Annotated in this window: 6 protein-coding genes; 2 read left to right on the forward strand and 4 right to left on the reverse strand. The window is 35.3% G+C overall.

The genetic code is table 11. The features are described 5' to 3' along the window. Positions 1-408 (forward strand): hypothetical protein (locus tag ABGX27_00005; protein MEO2067883.1); only part of this gene is annotated, 408 nt, incomplete at its 5' end. Here the strand turns inward: ABGX27_00005 and ABGX27_00010 are convergent. From ABGX27_00010 to ABGX27_00025, 4 genes are all read right to left on the reverse strand, one after another. Continuing rightward, positions 405-725, reverse strand: coding sequence for a hypothetical protein (locus ABGX27_00010; protein ID MEO2067884.1), 321 nt, complete (start codon positions 723-725; stop codon positions 405-407). The genes ABGX27_00005 and ABGX27_00010 overlap by 4 nt on opposite strands. A 101-nt stretch (positions 726-826) precedes the next feature. After that, on the reverse strand, positions 827-2,206 hold the full coding sequence (gene hemG, locus ABGX27_00015) for a protoporphyrinogen oxidase (GenBank protein ID MEO2067885.1): 1,380 nt from the start codon (positions 2,204-2,206) through the stop codon (positions 827-829). Between the two features lie 17 nt (positions 2,207-2,223). After that, positions 2,224-3,150 (reverse strand): ferrochelatase, encoded by a 927-nt coding sequence (gene hemH, locus ABGX27_00020; protein ID MEO2067886.1) that lies wholly within the window; start codon positions 3,148-3,150, stop codon positions 2,224-2,226. Next, positions 3,151-3,564 carry a secondary thiamine-phosphate synthase enzyme YjbQ gene (locus ABGX27_00025; protein MEO2067887.1) on the reverse strand — a complete coding sequence of 138 codons (414 nt, stop codon included), beginning with the start codon at positions 3,562-3,564 and terminating at the stop codon, positions 3,151-3,153. A gap of 77 nt (positions 3,565-3,641) precedes the next feature. Here ABGX27_00025 and ABGX27_00030 point away from each other — a divergent pair, with 77 nt between their 5' ends. Further along, entirely contained in the window at positions 3,642-4,892 is a 1,251-nt protein-coding gene (locus tag ABGX27_00030) for a TolC family protein (GenBank protein MEO2067888.1), read from the forward strand. The last annotated feature ends 84 nt before the right edge of the window (positions 4,893-4,976 follow it).

Below are 4,976 nucleotides of genomic sequence, written 5' to 3' on the forward strand. Positions count from 1 at the left end.
AGACTTCAGGTATGGAGTCAACTAAGATCAGTTGACGCTTTGGATATTCAAAACGGCAAAATAGTAATGTATGAATTCAGCACATTTAGAGATTTAATTGAGTATCTCAAAGATACTGATTTCACACAAAAACAAGCTTTTATAAAACAACTCGAGGAAAAGTTAGAAAATGATCTATTTTCAGAGTATAGAGAGAAGTTATTTGAAAGTCTTTTTCTTCTGTCTGTTTTAGGAAGAAATCTTAATGGAAGTAGTATTGAATTCAAAATAGTTGTTTGTGCTGAAAGAAAAGAAGATATAGTTTTCTACGAACATTTGAAAAAGAAATTGAAAAAACATTTAGCTAATAAACTTCAGTCCTTATTTCCTTCAGGAGGAAACGATAAAGTTGTAGTGTTTGTAAGTTAAATATCTTCAACATTTTCTATAGAAAGCTGACCAAAAAGCTTTTTTAAATAAGGAAGTTCCATGTAGATTTTGTTTACTGTCTGAGCTATTCGTTCGTAGTCGTCCTCATACTCGTGAGCTATAGCATTACGGATATTCTTGAGCTCAAACCACTTTTCGGGAGATATATCAAAACCGAACTTTTCAAGCAAGTTAACCACATCAAGCATGGGTAAATGGTAAACATTTTCGCCTTTTAGGGAGAGGTAAACTCTAAAAAGCTTTCCAAGAGAGTCCTGAAGTTTTGAAAATCTGTAAGCTATCTGATCCAAAGCCATAGTTCCATCTTATCTTTCAAGTAAGGAACTTAACATCTGTTCTTTTTCCAAATACCTCTTCTGCAGTTTCTTTAATAGCAAGAATCTCAAAGTCGTTTAGTCTAACCTTTGTCATTTAAAATCTCATTAACCGTTTCTTCTGCTGCTTTTGTGCAATCGTTTACGCCAACTCCTTTATACGCATTATTGCAAAGGAAAAGATTTCCAACACTTTTTGCAAGTTTAAATATTCTTTCAACTTTTTCAGCATGTCCAACTGTATAGTGTGGAATGCCTTTTTCGTGTTTAAAAACCTTTATCTTTTCTGGATAGTGGCGAATTTTCATTATTCTTCTTAGTTCCTTTAAGGCAATCTTGACAAGTTCATCTTTAGAAAGTAGAGCAAGTTCTGGCTGTCTTGCCCCTCCTATCATAACTCTTAAAAGAGCTTTTCCCTCTGGAGCTCTATTTGGAAAAACGGAACTATCCCAAAGGCACCCCAAAATTTTTCTCTTTTCATTCCTTGGAATTAAGAATCCAAAACCGTCAAGGTCGTGTCCAAGCCCTCTTTTCTCAAATCCAAAGGCAATAACAGAGATTGGAGAATATTCTATGGACTTTAAAAGAGTAGACAACTCTTTATCTACGTTCTCTAAAAGCTTCCCACTAACATAAGAAGGCGTTGAAAGAACAAGGTAATCAAAAGTTTCACTAGCTGTGCTACCATTAGCCCTATACTTAACCTTCCATCCACTTTTATCTTTAGAAACTTCTAGAACCTCAACCCCTTTTAAAATGGAATCTTCTAAAGCTTTTTCCAAAGAATCTATAAGGTCTTTTACTCCCCCTTTAAAGGATGTGAGAACTCCGCCAGGACCTGCCGGACCACTTGCAGCTTTTCCCTTCTTCTCTGCTTCTTTCATCTTGGCTATAAGACCCTTTATAAGTCCTCCATACTTTTTCTCAAGGTAGTAAATTGCAGGGAAAGAAGCTTTAAGACTTAACCTGTCAGAATCACCGGCGAAAATTCCTGCAACCATAGGATCTAAAAGTTTCTCAAGAGCTTCTTCTCCTATTCTACGCTTTGCAAACTGGGATAAACTTTCATCTATATCCTCTTTCTTTGGAGGAACTAAAAACTCGCTGAGCAATCTTAACTTTCCTTTCCAAGAAAGAAGGTAGGAAGCCAAAAATGCAATAGGATTTTCAGGGAGTCTAACAAGTCTTCCATTTGTATAAATAAACCTCTTTCTTGCTTTGTTAGAGCTCCTATAGAGTTTATCCTCTATCCCTAAAGCTTTTACAAGGTTTAAGGTGTGAGGCTTTCCGTCCAAAAACCCATTTGGACCAGTTTCTATAATAAATCCGTCCTCATAGACGGTTCTCATTTTTCCACCAACAGTTTTTTCCTTCTCAAAAACTTTAACAGGAACACCACTTCTTTTTAAATAAAACGCAGTAGCTAAACCGGAAATTCCAGCACCAATTACTGCTACTTTCACGAGTCCTCCACACTTTTTTATTCTTTTCTCATTTTATCAACTTCTGAAGTTAAAGCTTTTATGAGAAGAGGGTGTTTGTGATCTAACTTCACTCTCGAAAGCCTGAGGCCCAAATTTTCAGCAAGCTCTTTGTATTCAATGTCAAGTTCAAAAAGAGTTTCTATATGTTCCGAGACGAAACTTATAGGAAAAACCAAGACCTCTTTAATCCCGTTTTTCGCAAGTTTTTCTAATGTTTCCTCTACAGAAGGCTCTAACCATTCAATCGGACCAACTTTACTCTGGTAAGAAATTTCAAAAGGAAAACCTTTAAATTTTTCCATTACCAAGTTAACGGTTCTTTCTATCTCTTTAACGTAGATATCTCCTTGTTCTACAAAGTATTTAGGAAGACTGTGTGCAGAAAAAAGAATAAATGGCTCTTTTAACTTTTGAATTTCTCTCTCTATTAATTCCTGAATCCACTTGATGTAGAACAGGTTATCACACCACGATTTTGTAAAAACAAAGTTTACTTTCCCTTGTAAGTACTTCCTAACATCTCTAATACACGCTCCAGCCGTTGCTCTTGAGTAATGGGGATAGAGTGTAAGAACATAAAGCTTTTCAGGTTTAAACTCCAAAATTTCTTTAACCACTTTTTCTAAAAGAGGTTCAGAATAAAGCATTCCAACAAAAGTTTTTATTCCTGTTTCTTCTTCTAAGATTTTTGCCTGTTCTTGGGTATATTTCACTAGAGGGCTTCCACCACCAATTGCCTTATACTGAGGTTTCACTTTTGGAGCTCTAAAGGTTGAAATTAAAAAAGCTAAAGGTTTTTGTAAAAATGCTGGAACTCCAAAGTTTATAAGGTCTCTATCGGAAAAAAGCTTATAAAGAAAAGGGCGAATTTCTGAAAGATTTGAAGGTGCTCCCATGTAGGTAAGAAGAACAGCTTCTTTCATCTATTCTCCAATTATCTTGATGATAACTCTCTTTGGTCTTTGACCGTCAAATTCAGCGTAGAAAATCTCTTGCCACGGTCCTAAATCCAGTTGCCCGTTAGTAATTGGCAAAACGACTTGAAGATGGGTAAGTAAGTTTTTAAGGTGGGCGTCTCCGTTATCCTCACCTGTTCTGTGATGTTTATAGTCGGGTCTAAATGGGGCTAAGTTCTCAAGCCATTCCCAAATATCTTCGTGAAGTCCCTCCTCATCATCCTGAATAATTACTGCAGCAGTTAAATGCATTGCTGACACAAGACAAAGTCCTTCTTTAACCTTAGACTTTTCAACGGCTTCCTTTACTTTGTCTGTAATTCTTATGAGTTCCCTTCTATTTTTAGTGTTAAAAACAAGGTATTCTGTATAAGCTTTCATCTTTTGTCCTCTTTTTGGTGTTTCAAAATCTGCAAAGTATTATATTATTTCTCACACACAGAAAGGAGTTTCTGACAATGAGGAAGACTCTTTTAGTTTTTTTAATTCTTACAAAAGCCAGTTTTGGACTTACCATAGATGAGCTAAAAAAACTAATAGATGAAAAATCGTTGGATATTGCAAGCGGAAAAGAAGCTGTTAAAAAAGCAGAAATTTCAAAAGAAGCCACTTTTAGAGAATACTTTCCAAGAATATCCTTAAACGCCGAATTTGACAAGATATATCCCTATACGACTTTTCCCAAAGAAACTTGGAATGAACAGTACATACTTGGAGTTTCGGTAAGCTCAAACCTTTTAAACTTTCAGAGAAACATCAAACTTAAAATGGATAAAGTTCAGATTTCTTTAACGAAAGAAAACATAAAAACTAGTCGTTTAAATCTTTACTTTGAAGGAATATCAAAACTCTTAAAGCTAAAAGCTTTAGAGAAGACAATAAAGATAAGAAAAGATCTCTTAAAAAGTAGTCGGGAGATTCTAGCAATTTCTCAGGAAAAGTATAAGCAAGGGTTAGCTTTAATTACGGACGTGCTTAAAGCAAAAGCCAACCTTGAAAATGCAAAAAACTCTTTACAGAAAGCAAAGAAAGAGTATGTAAAAACTTTTAACGGACTTAACGAACTTGTGGATTTTGTCCTAAGAGAAGATGAAAAGCCTGAAGTTGAACTTTTGGAAAGACTAAACCTTCCTAAGGTAGATATCTTAGTTCAAGAAGCTTTGAAAAAAAGACCTGAAATTTTGAGTTTAAAAAAGGAAATTGAAATTTCAAAACTCAATGTGGAGCTCCAGAAGAAAACGCTATCTCCCCAACTCACCGTAAGTGCTTCCTATAGCAAGATGGATACAAAGTTTTTTCCCGAAAATGACAACTTTAACTTTTCTGTGAGCCTCAACTTTCCTATTTTTGACAGTGGAGAAACAAAGCTTAAAACATTGGCAAGTCAAAAGGATTTAAAGATTAAACTGATATCCTTGAAAAAACAAGAGAATGCTATTAGAAGGGAAGTGCTCAACGCTTTTGAAGAAGTGAGATCTGCTATAGTCGAGGCAGAATCTGCAAAAGCGTTCCTGTGTTTTTCAAAGAAAGCTTACGATAGAACCTTTGCTGAATATAAAGCTGGTGTATCAGACATAACAACACTCTTACAAACTTTTCAGAACCTAAAAGAAGCAGAGGAAAATTATATCAGTGCCCTCTTGAACCTCAATATTTCTTACTATTCCCTTAAAAAGGCAACTGGTGAACTCATTGGAGGTAAGGAATAGTGAAAAAAGCGATTTTAATTCTTCTTGTTCTTCTCGGTATAGGAGGATTCTACTTTGCAAAGTCAAAAAAGAAAACGGAAATAA

The sequence above is a fragment of the Desulfurobacteriaceae bacterium genome, from assembly GCA_039832905.1.
Taxonomy (GTDB): Bacteria; Aquificota; Aquificia; order Desulfurobacteriales; family Desulfurobacteriaceae; genus Desulfurobacterium.